General features: G+C 66.0%; 17 protein-coding genes. 3 read left to right on the top strand and 14 right to left on the bottom strand.

The window, feature by feature from the left end; genetic code table 11:
* Nucleotides 1-20 precede the first annotated feature (20 nt).
* The 9 genes from G8760_RS28975 to G8760_RS29015 form a co-directional block, all read right to left on the bottom strand.
* Nucleotides 21-521: a bifunctional nuclease family protein gene (locus G8760_RS28975; RefSeq protein WP_166356291.1), complete on the bottom strand. Its 501-nt coding sequence runs from the start codon at nt 519-521 to the stop codon at nt 21-23.
* Nucleotides 522-613: 92 nt separating this feature from the next.
* Nucleotides 614-1,321 (bottom strand): transcriptional regulator FtsR, encoded by a 708-nt coding sequence (ftsR, locus tag G8760_RS28980; protein WP_246222726.1) that lies wholly within the window; start codon nt 1,319-1,321, stop codon nt 614-616.
* Entirely contained in the window at nt 1,318-1,842 is a 525-nt protein-coding gene (locus tag G8760_RS28985) for an FHA domain-containing protein (protein WP_166356292.1), read from the bottom strand. Before G8760_RS28985 ends, ftsR begins: the two co-directional genes overlap by 4 nt.
* Nucleotides 1,843-2,014: 172 nt before the next feature.
* Nucleotides 2,015-2,401, bottom strand: coding sequence for a glycine cleavage system protein GcvH (gene gcvH / locus G8760_RS28990; protein WP_166356293.1), 387 nt, complete (start codon nt 2,399-2,401; stop codon nt 2,015-2,017).
* A gap of 94 nt (nt 2,402-2,495) precedes the next feature.
* Nucleotides 2,496-3,380 (bottom strand): DUF881 domain-containing protein, encoded by an 885-nt coding sequence (locus tag G8760_RS28995; RefSeq protein ID WP_166356294.1) that lies wholly within the window; start codon nt 3,378-3,380, stop codon nt 2,496-2,498.
* A 6-nt stretch (nt 3,381-3,386) separates the two neighbouring features.
* Nucleotides 3,387-3,719, bottom strand: coding sequence for a small basic family protein (locus G8760_RS29000; RefSeq protein WP_166356295.1), 333 nt, complete (start codon nt 3,717-3,719; stop codon nt 3,387-3,389).
* Complete coding sequence (locus G8760_RS29005) at nt 3,716-4,579, bottom strand: DUF881 domain-containing protein (RefSeq protein ID WP_166356296.1); 864 nt, start codon at nt 4,577-4,579, stop codon at nt 3,716-3,718. The genes G8760_RS29000 and G8760_RS29005 overlap by 4 nt, the downstream gene beginning before the upstream one ends.
* Before the next feature lie 29 nt (nt 4,580-4,608).
* On the bottom strand, nt 4,609-5,223 hold the full coding sequence (gene clsA, locus G8760_RS29010) for a cardiolipin synthase ClsA (protein WP_166356297.1): 615 nt from the start codon (nt 5,221-5,223) through the stop codon (nt 4,609-4,611).
* Nucleotides 5,224-5,285: 62 nt separating this feature from the next.
* On the bottom strand, nt 5,286-6,977 hold the full coding sequence (locus G8760_RS29015; RefSeq protein ID WP_166356298.1) for a PucR family transcriptional regulator: 1,692 nt from the start codon (nt 6,975-6,977) through the stop codon (nt 5,286-5,288).
* A gap of 246 nt (nt 6,978-7,223) precedes the next feature.
* Here G8760_RS29015 and G8760_RS29020 point away from each other — a divergent pair, with 246 nt between their 5' ends.
* Nucleotides 7,224-8,702, top strand: coding sequence for an APC family permease (locus tag G8760_RS29020; protein WP_166356299.1), 1,479 nt, complete (start codon nt 7,224-7,226; stop codon nt 8,700-8,702).
* Nucleotides 8,699-9,853 carry a DmpA family aminopeptidase gene (locus G8760_RS29025; RefSeq protein ID WP_166356300.1) on the top strand — a complete coding sequence of 385 codons (1,155 nt, stop codon included), beginning with the start codon at nt 8,699-8,701 and terminating at the stop codon, nt 9,851-9,853. The genes G8760_RS29020 and G8760_RS29025 overlap by 4 nt, the downstream gene beginning before the upstream one ends.
* 3 nt (nt 9,854-9,856) lie before the next feature.
* Here the strand turns inward: G8760_RS29025 and G8760_RS29030 are convergent, their stop codons facing one another.
* From G8760_RS29030 to G8760_RS29050, 5 genes are all read right to left on the bottom strand, one after another.
* Entirely contained in the window at nt 9,857-10,894 is a 1,038-nt protein-coding gene (locus G8760_RS29030) for an ABC transporter ATP-binding protein (RefSeq protein ID WP_166356312.1), read from the bottom strand.
* Complete coding sequence (locus G8760_RS29035; protein ID WP_166356301.1) at nt 10,864-11,883, bottom strand: ABC transporter ATP-binding protein; 1,020 nt, start codon at nt 11,881-11,883, stop codon at nt 10,864-10,866. Before G8760_RS29035 ends, G8760_RS29030 begins: the two co-directional genes overlap by 31 nt.
* Nucleotides 11,884-11,895: 12 nt before the next feature.
* Entirely contained in the window at nt 11,896-12,810 is a 915-nt protein-coding gene (locus G8760_RS29040) for an ABC transporter permease (protein WP_166356302.1), read from the bottom strand.
* The gene (locus G8760_RS29045; RefSeq protein ID WP_166356303.1) at nt 12,803-13,726 is read right to left on the bottom strand and encodes an ABC transporter permease; all 924 of its coding nucleotides are present in this window, start codon (nt 13,724-13,726) and stop codon (nt 12,803-12,805) included. Before G8760_RS29045 ends, G8760_RS29040 begins: the two co-directional genes overlap by 8 nt.
* A gap of 70 nt (nt 13,727-13,796) precedes the next feature.
* A complete protein-coding gene (locus G8760_RS29050) occupies nt 13,797-15,419 on the bottom strand; it encodes a peptide ABC transporter substrate-binding protein (protein WP_166356304.1) in 1,623 nt (540 codons plus the stop codon).
* Between the two features lie 435 nt (nt 15,420-15,854).
* Between G8760_RS29050 and G8760_RS29055 the strand changes: the two genes are divergently transcribed.
* Nucleotides 15,855-16,147: hypothetical protein (locus G8760_RS29055; RefSeq protein WP_166356305.1), on the top strand; the 293-nt coding region annotated here is incomplete at its 3' end.

Here is a 16,147-nt window from a genome sequence, read left to right on the forward strand (position 1 = left end):
ATCCTGGGCAGACATGGTGCTCAACGCTCCGGCGGTTGGCCGTGGAAATCTTCGGGCGACACCTGGTCGAGGAACTCGCGGAACTTCGCGACCTCGTCCTCGGCGACCTCTTCGGCCTGCCCCTCGCCGTCAGCCATCAGAACGCCGGCTTCGTCCAGCAACACGTCGGCCGCGTAAATCGGCGAACCGGTCCGCAACGCCAGCGCGATGGAGTCCGACGGGCGCGAACTGACCTCCACGCCACCAGTAAAAACCAGCTCCGCGAAGTAGGTGCCATCACGGACCTCGGTAATACGGACCTGCTCGAGCGATGCTCCCATCGCCTCGAGCACGTCCTTGAAAAGATCATGGGTCAGCGGTCGGGGCGGCACCACACCCTGCTGAGCAAAGGCGATGGCGGTGGCCTCTACCGCACCGATCCAGATCGGCAGGTAGCGGTTACCACCGACCTCGCGCAGCAGCACGATCGGCTGGTTGGACGGCATCTCCACCCGGACGCCGACGACGTCGAGTTCGCGCACAGAACCAGACTACCTTGGCATGGCCGATGCTCCCAGGGCCCACAAGCACAATCGGCCGGCGGAGGCGGACTCGCCCGTCGGGCCGGTATGGATCACCTGGGCCGCAAGCGCCTGACACCCGCATCGACGAACGCCGCATGCAGCCGGGTGGTCAGCCGGGCGATCTCGGCTGCCGTCTCTTCCGCCCGGCCCGCGGCGTCGGCACTGCGCTGCCGCAACATGGGCGCCAGGACCTGCTCGACGAGGTCGACCTCACGCTCGGCGGCACTGCGGACCGAACGCAGATGCCGGGGCCGCAGCCCGTACTGCGCTAGTTCACCGGCCGTACGGGCGACGAAGAGCGCGTGGGCGTCGTAGACGCCGGAGCGGCCCGGCTGCACCAGCGAGAACGACTCCAGCTCGGTCAGCAGGGTGTCGTTGATACCGGCCGCCTCCAGGAGCGAGGAGCGGGTCAACGCGACCTCATCCTGAGTGGGCTTCGTATTGGCCGCCGTATAGGGCGTGACGGTGTGTTCTCCGTCCGAGACCAGCTCTATACCGCGGTCGAGCTGCTCGAGCTGATCTTTGATCACTCGTAGCGGAAGGTAGTGGTCTCGTTGAACGGTGAGGACGTACCGCAACCGGGCGACGTCGTCGCCGGTGAAACGGCGGTAACCGGATGCGGAGCGCTGCGGCTCGACCAGACCTTCGGTCTCCAAGAAACGGATCTTGGAAATGCTGATATCGGGAAAATCGGGCCGCAGCTGGGCCAGAACCTCCCCGATACTCATGGTCTGGCGAGCTGGCAGCGCCGAGCTCACCTCGGTCCGCCTCCGAAACCGTGCTGACTGGAGTAGTAGACCAGGCGGTATTTACCGACCTGGACTTCGTCGCCGTTCGTGAGCGAGACCTCGTCCACGCGGTCACGGTTGACGTAGGTGCCGTTGAGGCTGCCGACGTCCGACACCACGAAACCGCCTTCGACGCGGCGGAACTCCGCATGCCGCCGGGACACGGTGACGTCATCGAGGAAGATGTCGGAGTCAGGGTGTCGGCCCACGCTCACCGCGTCGGAGTCCAGCAAAAACCGGCTACCGGCGTTGGGACCCCGCAACACCACGAGCAACGCGCTGCCCTCGGGCAGTGCGTCGACCGCGGCCTGATCGCTGGCACCGAGGTCGCGTCCCTCGTCTCGGTCCGCGTCCTCGCGCGGGATCATCATCGTGCTCGTGGCGTCGCCAGCCTCTGGCTGCGACACCGACGTCACGATCCTCGATCCACACTGCGAGCAGAACCGGGCATCACTCGGATTCTCGTGCCCGCACTGAGTACAGAACGGCATCGGCTCGGCCTCCCGCCGCTGCGTCCGCGGCTCGACATCTTCGGCGCGTCGTGAGTCTATGCCAGACTCACGATCTTCGCCTCTAGGGTTGCGAAAGATAGTGGAAACTTATGGCTGGACCAGGCACAGGGTCAACTTCGCGGCTTGTCGCCTAGACCCCGACCGGCCACGGTTAACCCTCGACCTGCGCGCGGTAGTCCTCAGCGCTCATCAGCCCATCGAACACCGAGGGGTCGTCGGGCACCAACTCGAACATCCAGCCCGCACCGTAGGGGTCGGTGTTGATCCGCTCCGGCGCGGAGTCGAGTTCGTCGTTGCGGGCCACGACCCGGCCTGACATCGGTGCGAAGAGTTCACTGACACTCTTCGTCGATTCGAGTTCGCCGCATGTCTTTCCGCCGGTGACGGCGTCGCCAACGGCCGGAAGCTGGACGTAGACGATGTCGCCCAACTGTTCCTGAGCGAAGTGGGTGATGCCCACCCGGACGCTGCCATCGGCCTCGCCCGGCTTGCGCACCCACTCATGCTCGGAGGTGTATTTCAGGTCCTCGGGGTACATGGGTGGATTCTGCCTCCTTCAACGGCGGGACGCCTTCCAGCGTGCACGCCACATCATCACACGCCCAGGACTCGTCGTCGCGGGCGCCCTCCGGTCAATCTTCCTCCGGCGCCGGCCGGGCATGCTGGGGTTCCTGGACCTCGTGCAGGGTATCGACGGTAAGCTCGCTGAACTGAGTGATGGTGACCTCGGCGTCCTTCTGCTCCAGTTTGCTCACCACACCTTGCGGAAAGTACATCGCCTCTTCGAGGTTGACGGGGTTGCCGATGGCGGTGACGACGTACGTGGGCTCCAGAGTGCGCCCAGACACCCGCACCCCACCGTCGGCGTCCAAGAAGTGGGTGTCGGCGACCACCCGGACCGAGGTGTCGCTACCGACCCCTTCGATCTGGATGGCCTCGGCGCCCGCTGAGCGAAGTTCCTGCACCGCACCGAACAGTTCGACAGACCTGACGTTCGTGTCCGGATCGCTGACCGTCATCTGGATACCGGGCCCGGTGGCCGGGGCGGTGCCTGCCATGATCTGAGTCTGCCGCAGCCGCTCCTCTGCTTGGGTCATCGCCACGCTCTCCGCGTCAGCGCTGGAGATGAGTTCGTCGCGGCCGCGCCGGAGTTCGGTGATCTCTTCCTCCAGCCGGTCACCCTGACGGCGCAGACCGTCGTAGATCTGCATCAACTCATCCCGGCGGGCGTGGGCGAGCACGTCTTCCTCATCGCCGCGCACCTGAACCACCGCGGCGAAACCTAGAATCCCGACGAGCAGCCCGACACCAACATGCCCGGCGTGCGGCCGCTTGGTGAGGGCCCGCCAGAACCGTTTGGCTCCGGACGGCGCCACCGGGGTGAACCGCGGTGGCGCCGGCTTCTTCGCGGCAGGGCCGGGCTCCGGCGAAGTGTCGGGGGTCTTCTCGGCCGCGCCGTCCGGGACCTGATCGGCAGCGTCGTCCGGTGGCTGCTGGTTCTTATCCTGATCGGTCATGGCCACTCACGCCCTGAACACCAGCCGTCTGATGCTCGCGACATTGGTGAAGATGCGGATACCCAACACGACGATGACCGCCGTGGACAGCTGTGCCCCCACGCCTAATTGATCACCAAGGAAGACGATCAGCGCCGCGATGAGCACGTTGGCCACGAACGAGACGACGAACACCTTGTTGTCGAAGATGCCCTCCATCACCGCCCGGATCCCACCGAACACGGCATCGAGCGCGGCGACGATGGCGATCGGCATATAGGGCTGAAGTTCCAGCGGCACCGAGACGTCGAGGAACAGTCCGGCGATGACGCCGACCAACAGGCCGAGAGCGGGGATCACGAGGCCTCCTCCGCATGACGTGCGTAGATGAGCTGTGAACGGGCGGCCGGTAACTCCAGCCACTCCTCGACCCGCACCGCCGAGCGCACGCCTTGTTGCTGTGCCACCCGCAAGGTGTCACCTCCTGGCCCTTCGCTGAACCGGCTCGGCAAGGTGCGGGAGTCACCAATGGCCCAAACGGCATACGGCGGTTTAAGGGGTTGCTGGTTGATATGGATGATGTTGTTGGCCATCCGGATGGCGCTCATCGTCGTCAGCCGCTCGCCATTGATGCTGATCGCCTCAGCGCCGGCCGCCCAGAGTCCATTGGCCACCATCTGCAAGTCGACGTCGAGGACCCGCGCCAGGTCGGGCCGCTCGGCTGCCTCGATGTCTTCGGCGTCGTCGAGCACCACCGCGATACCTGGTCCGGCCACGGCAGATGTGCCGGCCGCCCCCTGCAGCAGCTGAAGCCGCTCGCGCAGCGACTGGCCGGTGGAGGTCTGCCTCAGCTGGGTGTCTTCCAGCTCCGAGATCTCCGAACGTAGTGACGCCAGCGAGTCTTGCAGCCGTTCGGTTTTGGCCTCCTCGCCACGGATCCGCTCGATGAGGCCTTCCCGTTCCGCCGATACCACACCGACGCTGCCCTGGGCCTGCACGATGGCCATCGCCAGCAACAGCCCGAGGGCGAGCATGCCGATCACCAACGCAACCGAAACCCGGGACCGCACCGTGCGGTCCCCGCCATCCTGCTCGCCGGTACTGCGGCGACGGGCCGCGGCCTGGGCATATCCGGGTTCGAGTGACTGGGAGAACAGGTTGTTCAGCAGTGACATGGAGGCGTCGCGGGGCCGCGTTTCCGGTCTGTTCCTGCCCGCCACCGTCATATCCGCTGCACGCCTACCCAGACTCATTGATCATGCTCGTCTTCCGGCTCTGCCGCCACACCAGTCCGGAGCAACCGGCGAGCCTGCTCCACATAGAGGACGCCGGCCCACCAATACAGGGCGACCCCCCAAACAGCGAAGGCCCACCCGAACACCTGTGCCAAGGTATGCAGAGTACCGTCACCTATGCCGAGCAGCAAGAGCGGAAAGGCGTAAAGCAGGCAGAATGTGGCGGCTTTGCCGAGAAAATGCACCGGCAAACTGATCAAACCACGCCGACGCAAGATCGGAACGAGGCACAAGAGAAGAACGTCGCGGGAGACGAGCAAGATCGCAAACCAGAGCGGAATGATGTCCCGAAGCACGAATGCGACGATGGTGCTAAAGATATAGAGCCGATCGGCCAGTGGGTCGAGAAGCTCCCCGACCCGGCTGATCTGGTTCCAGCGGCGCGCCAACTTTCCATCGAGGTAGTCGGTGATGCCGGACAGGGCCAGCACCGCCAACGCCCAGAGGTCGGCCTCCTGAACGAGGATGAGCCACAGGAACAAAGGCACGCCGAGCAACCTGAGCAGGGACAGCAGATTCGGGATGGTGAAGACCCGATCTGTCTGCACCTCCGTCTCCTGCACTTCCACGCGGGCCGCCCTTTCTACCGCGTCAACCGTCGGACCCACGGTACACGCACGGTCGACGCAACTCAGCGCCTGTTCCTGAACAGTTCAGTTCTGGGCGTATCCGCCCCTTCCGGGGCTGGGAAGGTATGCAGCGACGAGTCGAGCGCCATGACCGCCGCATGCAGCGATGTGCGCACCTCCGCGGAGTCGAGGCACACGCCGAGAATCCGGCCGATGGCCTCGAGCCGCTGATACATCCCTTGCCGGGACAAATGTAACGCTAAGGCCGCCTCGGATTTATTGCCACCGTGCCCGACGTAGACGCGCAGGGTCTCCAGCAGCTCCGTCCCGTGCTGGCTGTCGTGTTCGAGCAACGGCCCGAGCGACCGTTCGACGAACGCTTGCAGCCTTGGATCCTCGCTGAGGATGTAGAGCAGTCCCCGCAGTTGGATGTCGGGCAACTCGTAGTACAACTTCCCGACTCCGGATCGCCGAGCGACGTCGGCGACCTGCCCGGCCTCCGCGAACGAACGTCGTACCTCGTCGAGTTCGCGGACCGTCGATCCCACCGCTACCACCGCCGGCAGCCGATCCCGGCCGAACCGTTTGTGGATCTCCCGGGCCAGCCGCTCGATCACCGACCGACGGCTGGTGCCGGCAGCCAGCGGCACCAGCGCCCCGAGCCGTGGTCCCGGCAGCACCCCGACGAGCGCCCGGACGTCGGCTGCCCGGGCAGCGGCGGCGACGAGTTCGGCCGGGTCCCCGGCCTCCCGCCCCGCGCTGGTCGCGTTGGTGTCGTGGCCGGCGTCGACGACGACGGCCACCAGGGCCCGGCGCCCGATCGGCACCCCGAGCGCCTTGCTGCGGACCTCGACCTCCTGCGCCGACGAATACCGCGCATCGACGATGTCGGACAGGATGGAACGATGCGCGTGGCGCTCCAACGTCTCACGGTTCCGTTCCAGCAGGCGGTTCAGCGTCAACGCGGTGGCGCCCCGCTCCAGAACCAGCACCTGGGTAGGTGACGGGTCGTCGGCCGGCAGCAACACCAGCCGCCCCCATGCCTCCCCACGTGCCTCTACCGATGTCACCACCCATCCCTCCGGCCCGCACACGCCGGTGCGCGCGTCGGCACGTACCACTCGTGAGCGAGCCTCCCAGTTGCGCAGCAGGTCCTCCACCGGCATTCCCCCGGTGTCGTATCCGATCACCTGGTGCATGAGGTTCTCGAACACCACCGGGCACCCGGCCATGCGGGCGACCTCGCTAATGATCTGGTCGGGTGAGCCGCCCTCCACACACAAGGCGGTGAACACCTCGTGCGCCTGCTCCGATGCTCGCAGTGCGGCGAACTGGTGCTCGACGATCATCGAGTGGACCGACTCGGTGATCTTGACGAACTGCACTTCCCGGTGGAGCGCCACCAGGGGTAGTCCGGTGCGTTCGCAGGCGCGGACCAGTGCGGGCGGGAGGGTGGTGAACCGGCGTCCGAGTTCGACGATCAGACCCGACGCGCCGGCGCCGGCCAGCTCCGCCGCGTACCGGCGCAACTCCACGTCGTCGACCGGTAGGAAGACACCCGTGGTGAGGATCAGCTCACCACCCTGCAGCAGACCGGCGATGTCCGGCAGCTCGCTGACGTGCACCCAACGGACCGGGTTGTCCACGTGCGCCCGGGCGGCGAGGACCTCGGGCCGGCCGACGAGTACTGCCGGCAGGCGGAGCACCTCGGCGACGGTGAGTACCGTCCGCGGGCTGCCGACCTCACCCGACACTGCCCGCGGCCTTTCGATATCCGCACACGGCGGGCCTCATCTCCGGTTCTCTGCGGATGACTGGGATCTCGTCGGGACGACGAAGCTGGTCGATCAGATCCACCCTAGCGCCACGACGGGTTGACATGATGTCCGAGATCGTCGCCCGCTGCGGACATGATGTCTATCGCGAGCCGCGCGCCCCCGGTGACAGAGTCTCCTCACCGTCATTGGCCGGTGCCGCCGGCCAGTCTGGAGGAGCTATCCATGCCCGATCACTCATCCACCGCCGGTGACGGGCAGCCGCCGCATCTACGCCGACGGCTGCCCACCATCGGCACCATCCTGATCACCCTCTCGGCCATCACACCGGCGTCGTCGGTGTTCATCATCGCGCCCGGTGTCATCGGGCAGGCCGGCACCGGCGCCTTCTACAGCTTCGTCGGGGCCGGCGTCGTCGGCATCTTCATGGCCTTCGTCTACGCCGAACTGTCGTCGGCGTACCCGTTGACCGGTGGCGAGTACGCGATCGTCGGCCGGACCCTCGGCCGCCTGCCCGGGTTCATGATCCTGGGTCTGCTGCTGGTCATCCAGGTCTTCATCATCGCGGTGATCGCCCTCGGCGTGGGGGTATACCTCGGGGTGCTCTTCGACGGGCTCAACGTCGCCATCGTCGGCGCCATCACCGCGCTCGCGTGTGCTGGTATCGGAATGTTGGGTATCCGGTTCAACGCGGCCGTCACCGGCGCGTTCCTGGTGATCGAGATGATCGCCCTGGTGGTCCTCGCCGCACTGGGCATCGTCCGGATCGAACGTCCGATCACCGAGTTGCTCACCAACCCCGTGGTGCTCGACGCCGGCGGCATGCTGGTGCCGGCCTCAGCCGGGCTCATCACCGGGGCAACCGCCGTGGCGATCTTCGCGTACAACGGCTACGGGTCCGCCGTATACATGGGTGAGGAAACCCGAGACGCCTCTCGCGGGATCGCCCGCGCGATCCTGTGGGCTCTAGGGATCACGGTGACGTTCGAGCTGATCCCGGTCACGGCCGTCATGCTCGGTGCGCCGAGCCTGGAGGACCTGCTTGGTGCCGGCAACATGATGGAGTACTTCCTGCTGGAACGCGGCGGCGAGACCCTCAACACCATCATGAGCCTGGCGGTGGCCCTGGCGATCATCAACGCCGTGCTCGCCATCATGCTGTTCGCCGCCCGCCTTCTGTACAGCACCGGGCGGGATCACGCCTGGCCACGTCCGGTCAGCGACGCACTCGCCCGGATCCACCCGAAGTACCGCTCCCCCTGGGTCGCCACCCTCGTCGTGGGCGTGGTCGCCGCCGCCGTGTGTTTCATGGACGAGACCCTCCTCCTCGTAGCCACCGGAACCGGCCTCGTGGTCATCTACGGCTCCCTGTGCCTGGCAGCTCTGGTCGGCCGGCGCAACGGGAGCACCGCACATGGCGCCTACAAGATGCCGTGGTTCCCGCTGCCGCCACTGATCGGCATCGGCGCCCTGCTCTATGTCATCTACGAGAGCGCACGCGACCCCGAGATCGGCCGGCCCAGTCTGTTCGTCTCGCTCGGCGTCCTTACCGTCTCCGCGCTCTATTACCTGCTGGTGATCCGGCGACGCCGGCAGTGGGTCCTGCGCGGCGCCGCCGACGAAGACGACGTCGTAGCGGTACCGTCAGCCACGGACGCAACCAGCACCACCGATGTCCCCGAACCTCCCCGGGAGCCAGTGTGACCCCACCCGCCAGCGGTACTACCAGCAGCACCCGCCCCCGGGCCCGTGAACTCGGCATCCCGTTCCCCGGACGGCCCGGCGCCCACAACGCCCTCACCGATGTCGGCGGGGTCGAGGTCGGCACGGTGACGCTCGTCGACGGTTCCGGCCCGCTCCGGGTCGGACACGGGCCGGTGCGCACCGGCGTGACGGCCGTCCTCCCCCGGGGCCGCGGGGGCGTGGGTGCCTCGTGCGCGGCCGGCTGGTTCTCACTCAACGGCAACGGTGAGATGACGGGCACGGCCTGGCTCGAGGAGACTGGCGCGCTGAGCTTGCCAGTTCTCGTCACCAACACCCACGCCGTGGGGCCGTGCCACCGTGGCGTCATCGACTGGGTGTCCAGCAACCTGCCCGAGCCGCCGTCGGAGTGGTTGCTGCCGGTCGTGGCCGAGACGTGGGACGGCTACCTCAACGACATCTTCGGCTCACATATCCGCCCGGAGCACGCGGTGCGGGCCATCGACGCCGCCACCGACGGACCCGTCGCCGAAGGCGCCGTCGGCGGCGGGACGGGGATGAACTGTTATTCCTTCAAAGGCGGCAACGGCACGTCGTCCCGGCTGGTCCGCTACGGCGACCACACGTACACGGTGGCCGCGTTCGTTCAGGCCAACTTCGGCGCCCGGGCCGAGCTCACCGTCGCCGGGGTGCCGGTGGGAACGGATCTCGCCGACGACAACCCGATCGAGGACAACGACGGGATCGCTCCTCCCGGCTCCGGCTCGGTGATCGCCATCGTCGCCACCGACGCACCACTGCTCCCGGGTCAGTGCAAAGCCCTGGCGCGGCGGGTACCGATGGGCCTAGCCCGCACGGGCACCACCGGGTCCCATTTCTCCGGCGATCTGTTCCTCGCCTTCTCCACGGCGAACGCCGGGGCGCTGAACAGCAGTTTCCCTCGAAGCGACGGCCCGGCCCCACTCCAGTCGATGGAGTTCGTACCGTGGGGCGAGATGGACGCCTTCTATCAGGCGACGGCCTGGGCGGTGGAGGAGGCGGTGATCAACGTCCTGGTGGCGGCGGAGGAGATGACCGGACGCGACGGCCACCGCTCCCCTGCCCTGCCGGTGCCACGTCTCATGGAGCTCCTGGCCGCCCGCGGAGTTTGTTAGTTGTCAGGCCACGGGATCACGCATCGCCGCGTAGTGGCAGGCCGAGGGGTGCCCGTGGGCGAACCGGTCGATCAGCTCCGGATCCTCCTCGGCGCATCGGCTATCCGCCTTCCAGCACCGGGTGCGGAAATGACAGCCGGACGGCGGATCGATCGGACTGGGCACGTCGCCCTCCAGCACGATCCGGTTCGCCTTGGCCACCGCCGACTCGTCGGGGTCGGGAATCGGGACCGCGGACAGCAGCGCCTGGGTGTAGGGGTGTGTCGCCTCTTCGTAGATCTGCTGCTCGTTACCCAGCTCGACGATGCGGCCGAGGTACATGACGCCGACCCGGTCGGAGATATGCCGCACCACGGACAGGTCGTGCGCGATGAAGATGTAGGACAACCCGAAGTCGTCCTGGATCTCCTCCAAGAGGTTGACCACCTGCGCCTGGACGGAGACGTCGAGCGCGGACACCGGCTCGTCGCAGATGATGATCTTCGGCCGGAGCGTCAGCGCCCGCGCGATACCGATCCGCTGGCGCTGGCCGCCGGAGAACTGGTGCGGATATCGGTTGATCATCCCCGGGTCGAGCCCGACCCGTTCCAGGAGCTCTTGCGCCTGCGTCTTCCGCTGCCGCCGCGGGACGGTGTCTTTGTGGATCTCCCAGGCTTCGGTGATGATGTCACCGACGGTCATCCGTGGGTTCAGCGAACCGTAGGGGTCCTGGAAGATGATCTGGACCTCGCGGCGCAACTTTCGCAGCCGCCGGGCCGACATCGCGAAGATGTCTTCGCCCTCGAAGGTGGCGGTGCCGGAGGTAGGTTCTTCGAGCCGGACCAGGGTTTTGGCCACGGTCGACTTCCCACAGCCTGACTCACCGACGATGCCGAGGGTCTCCCCCCGGGCCAGCTCGAACGAGACCCCGTCCACCGCCTTGACGGTGGCGAGACCACCGGGGCCGATCACCTTACGGCCGATCGGAAAGTGCTTGATCAGGCCGTCGACCTTCAGCAGGGGCTCACCCGTCACGACAGCACCTCCTCGGCGAAGTGACAGGCGGTGAGCCTGCCAGGCAGGACGGACCGCAACAGTGGCCGTTCCTCCACACAGGTGTCGGGTCGCTTGTACGGACAACGCGGATGGAACGGGCAGCCGGACGGGATCCGCGACAGACTCGGTGGTGCACCCGTGATCGGCACCAGCCGATGGCCTTTGTCGGTGACCCGCGGGATCGACTTCATCAATCCCTCGGTGTAAGGATGCGCCGGGTTCTTGAACACGCTGTTCACGTCGCCCTGTTCGACGATACGACCCGCGTACATCACCGCCACCCGATGCGCCACCTCGGTCACGACGCCGAGGTCATGGGTGATCAGGATCAGCGCCATCCCCAACTCGCGCCGCAGGTCGTCGAGCAGTTCCATCACCTGAGCCTGCACCGTCACGTCGAGTGCGGTGGTGGGCTCGTCGGCGATGAGGATCTCCGGGTCGAGGGCCAGCGCCATCGCGATCATGGCCCGCTGCCGCATCCCGCCGGAGAACTGGTGTGGGAAGTCGTCCACCCGCGCGGCCGCGTTCGGGATCTTCACCAGTTCCATCAGCTCGATGACCCTGGCCCGGGTAGCCTTACGCGACATCTTCCGATGGACTCGCAGTTGCTCGCCGATCTGCCAGCCCACCGTGTACACGGGGTTCAGGGCCGAGAGTGCGTCCTGAAAGATCATCGTGATGGCGCGGCCGCGGATCTGGCGCTGTAGGTGCCTGTTGGCCAGCAGGTCCTCACCGTGGAAGAGGATCTGGCCGTCGGTGATGAAACCTGGCGGGGTGTCGATCAGGCCCATCAACGCCTGCGCGCTGACGCTCTTGCCGGAGCCCGACTCACCCAGGATCGCCAGCGTCTCGCCGCGGTCGAGGGAGAAGCTGACCCCGTTGACGGCGTTGACGACGCCATGGGTGGTCCGGAACTCCACCGTGAGGTCGCGGACCTCGAGCAGCCGGTCGCCCGGCGCTAACACCACGTGGGGTTCCTGCGAGGGTGCGGTCATCAGGGTCGGTCCTTACCGTAGCTTGGGGTCGAGTGCGTCCCGGAGGGCATCGCCCATGAGGACGAACGCGAACACCGTCAGCGCGACGAACATTCCAGGGAAGAACAGCAGGTGCGGGTCGGTGAGGATCCGGCCTCGCGCACCCGACAGTTGCAGGCCCCACGAGATGGACGGCAGTTGCAGCCCCACGCCCAGGAACGTCAGCGACGCTTCGGCGGCGATCACCAGACCGACGAACACGGTGGCATACACCATGAGTGGCGCCAGCGCGTTCGGCAGGATGTGTTTACGCATGATCCGCACGTCGCTGGCCCCCAGCACCCTGGCCGCTGCCACGTAGTCGGCGTTCTTAGCCGAAATCACCGAGGAGCGCATGATCCTCGTCATCACCGGCCAGCTGAACACGATCAGCACCCCGGCCACCTGGGGAATCGCACGTCGTTCGATGACCGACAGGAAGACGATGGCCCCGAGCAAGAACGGCAGCGCGAAGACGAAGTCGGCGAACCGAGAGATCAATGCGTCTCGCAGCCTCCCGTAATACCCGGCCATCAACCCCAGCACAAGAGCGATCGCCGCGGTGAGGAAAGTGACCGCCAGCCCGATGACGATCGATGCTCGCGCACCGTAGATGACCCTGGCGTAGTAGTCACATCCCTGCAGGTCGAAGCCGAACCAGTGCTGCCCGCTGGGCCGCTCCAGCGATCGGGAGAGGTCGCAGGAGCGCGGATCCGTGCCGGTGAACAGCTGCGGCGCGATGGCCATCACGATGAACAGCACGACGAGCAACGCCGAGATGACGAAGAACGGGTTACGACGCAACTCCCGCCAGGCGTCACCCCACAGGCTCGTCGAGTCCACCGACCCACCAGCCGCGGCCGTTTCCTGCGCGACCGCCTGATCCCGGTTTACTTGTGCATCAGTCATAACGAATCCGCGGGTCGAGGTAGGCGTAGAGGATATCGACGATCAAACTCAAGCTCACGAAGACGAGCACGAACAAGGTGACGATACCGACGATGACCGTGCCCTCCTGGGCACCGATCGCGCGGAACACCTCACCGCCGAGCCCCGGCAAGTTGAAGATGCCCTCGATGATGACCGTGCCTCCCAACATGGAACCGAGGTCGGCGCCGAGGAACGTGACCACCGGTATGAGGGAGTTGCGTAATGCGTGCCGGACCACCACCCGGCGTCGGCTCAAACCTTTGGCCGTGGCCGTCCGCACGTAATCCGCGCGCAAGTTCTCCAACAGCGACGTGCGCAACAGACGCGCGATCAGCGCCATCGACGTCGATGCCAGCATCGCACCCGGCAAGATATAGCTGTACCAGCCTTCGCCGGCACCAGCGATCGGGAACCAACCCAGGTGTAGGCCGAACACCACCTGTCCGATCATCGCCAACACCAGCGTCGGGATCGCGACCAGAACGGTCGTGGAGACCTGGACCAGCGAATCGACGAACCCCTGCCGGCGCAGCGCGGAGAGAATTCCGGCGATACCACCGATCACGGCCTGGATCACGAACGCCGTCAAGACCAGCCGAACCGACACCGGTGCACGCTGGGCGATGATGTCGCTCACCGGCCGGCCGGTGAAGGTCGTCCCGAAGTCACCCTGGACCAGCGCCAGCATGTACTTGCCGTACTGGATCAGCAACGGGTCGTCCAGGTTGTACTGGTTCCGCAGGGTCTCCCTTACGGCGTCACTCATCGGGCGGTCGCCGGCGAGAGCCCGGATGGGGTCACCCGGAATCGCGAAGACCAGCGCGAAGATGATGAACGTCGCTCCAATCACCACGGGGATGAACTGGAGCAGCCGTCGTAAGACGTAGCCTTTCATCGCATCCAGCCTGCAGTCTCAGCAAGGGCCGCCCCCAACGGGGCGGCCCTCACTGTCAGCGGTCGCTGAATCACTCGTTGACCTGGACCTGCTCAACCCGGGTGAAGGTCCGCGGGTCGACGTCAACGTTGCTCACCCGATCGGTGAACACCGAGGTCCTGGTCTCGTACCACATCGGGATGACCGGCAGGTCCTCCAGCAAGATGTCCTCAGCCTGCTGGTACAGCGCGTCCGCCTCTTCCGGGGTTTCGGCGCCGTTGCCTTCGGCGATCAGGCTGTCGAACTCCTCGTTGGAGTACCCGGTGTAGTTCGAGCTCTGCCCGGTCGTGTAGATGGGCTCCATCGAGTACTGCGGGCTCGGGTACGACAACACCCAGCCGAGCCGGAACGGGCCGCTGATCTCGTTGTCGTCGTGTAGGTCGAGGTACTGGGCGAACTCCAGGCTCTCGAAGGTGACGTCGGTGACACCGAGGTTCTGCTGCCACTGGTTGGCGACGGCCTCGGTCCAGTCTTCGTGCCCAGCACCGGAGTTGAAGTAGATGGTCAGCTCCGTCGGGCCGCCAGCGGCCTCATACATGTCCGCCGCGGTCTCGGGGTCGAACTCGCAGTAGTTGCACGCGTCCGCGCGGTGCTGCGGGAGCACCGGCGGAATCACGGCCGTGGCAGGAACCCGTGCGCCGCTGAAGATCGCATCGATGATCGGCTGCCGGTCGATGGCCATCGACATCGCGTGCCGGATGTCCGGGTCCTGGAACTCCTCCTGGTACAGCGGGAAGCCCATGTAGGTGAACGACGAGCTCTCCGCCCGGAGCAGGTTGTCTCCGAAGTCCGTCTCGACGGTAGCTTCGCGCTCCGGCGGGATACCGGTCAAGATGTCCAGGTTGCCCGCCTGCACGTCGAGGTAGGCGGTGTTGATGTCGTCGTAGATCCGCCAGACGATGCGGTCGGCGACACCTGGGTTGTCCGCCGGCCAGTCCTCGTACCGGGTCATGGCGATCTCGACGTCATGCTCCCACACGCCGTCCATCTCGTACCGGCCGTTGCCGATCGGCGCCTCTTGGAAGGCCTGGATGTCGTCGAACGCCTCGTCCGGTATCGGGTAGAACCCGGTGTAGCTCAGCATGACCGGCAACGGGGAGAACGGCACCGTCATCTCGATCTCGAGCGTGGTGTCGTCGATCGCCCGGACACCTTCCATGGTGTCGGCGTCACCGTTGATGACGTCTTCGTAGCCGACGAACTTGTCGTAGAAGCTCGCGTTCTGCTGAGCGTTGTCCGGGTCGGCCGCCCAGTTCCACGTGTCGACGAACGACTGCGCGGTGACCGGGTCACCGTTGTGGAAGGTGAAGTCATCACGGAGGTTGAACGTCCAGGTGATGTTGTCGTCGGTCTCCCAGTCGGTGGCGATCAGACCGTACGCCTCACCCGTGTCGTAGTCGACCGCCGTCAGGCCGCTAAACAGCTGCTCGAGGACCGCGCTACCACAGACTTCGGTGGAGTTTCCGGGCACCAGGAACTGCGGCTCACACAGGTAGATGCTGAATTCGCCGCCGGCCTCGACTTCCGCAGGTGCGTCATCCGGAGCGTCGGCGGGGGTGTCGTCGCCGTCGTCGTCGCTGCCACACGCTGCCGCCAGCAGGGCGACGGCGGCGACAAGTGCGCCCGCCCTGGCTCCTCGTTTCTTGAATGTCACGACTAATTACTCCCTTAGTGGAGCAGAGGGTTTGCTAGAGGTACTGAACATACCCACCGACCGGCCACTTGACCAACGCGACGGCGCAAGGAACGTCGCGGTGTTACGCACCTGATATAGATCCGCCACTTCGACGGCTAACGAACCGGTCACGGCCAGCGCGTCACGGCGGCACCGTCCCAGCATCAAAGCTGGCTGCGCACGACATCCAGACGCAAACACGAGTACCGCGGCACCTGACCGCCACCGTGACCTCCGTGATGACCCAACCGCGGCGTGGCCGCTCGCCGCGACGCCGGCGACGACACCCAACGCCGCCCCCCTTTGAACCAGCACGATGGGACGGCGCAAGGACTTCCACCGCGCCTCCGACGATCACCATCACCCTGCGCTGGGAGCTTGAAATCGAACATGTGTTTGATTAAAGTTCGGGGTATGGATTCGCGTACTGCTTCTTTGTCGCCGGTAGCCCTGGACCGTGATGGTCCGGTAGGTATGGCTGGTGAAGCAGATGCGGTGTGGGTAGGGCTGGTGGAAGCTGCCCTAGCTGGAATCGATCTGGCCGATTCCGACTTGGCCGGGAGGGGCGACCCAGTCTGGGGGGACGGCGAGTTTCAGGGGTATGACCCGGAGTACGTGCACGCAACCATCACGGCGTCGTTAGCTGCTGACCCGGGTGTGGGCGTAGGTGGTCTGGCGGGTGGGTTCGAGGCGTTGGGTGACGTACC

Origin of the sequence: Phytoactinopolyspora limicola, assembly GCF_011320225.1 — a bacterium.
Classification (GTDB): domain Bacteria; phylum Actinomycetota; class Actinomycetes; order Jiangellales; family Jiangellaceae; genus Phytoactinopolyspora; species Phytoactinopolyspora limicola.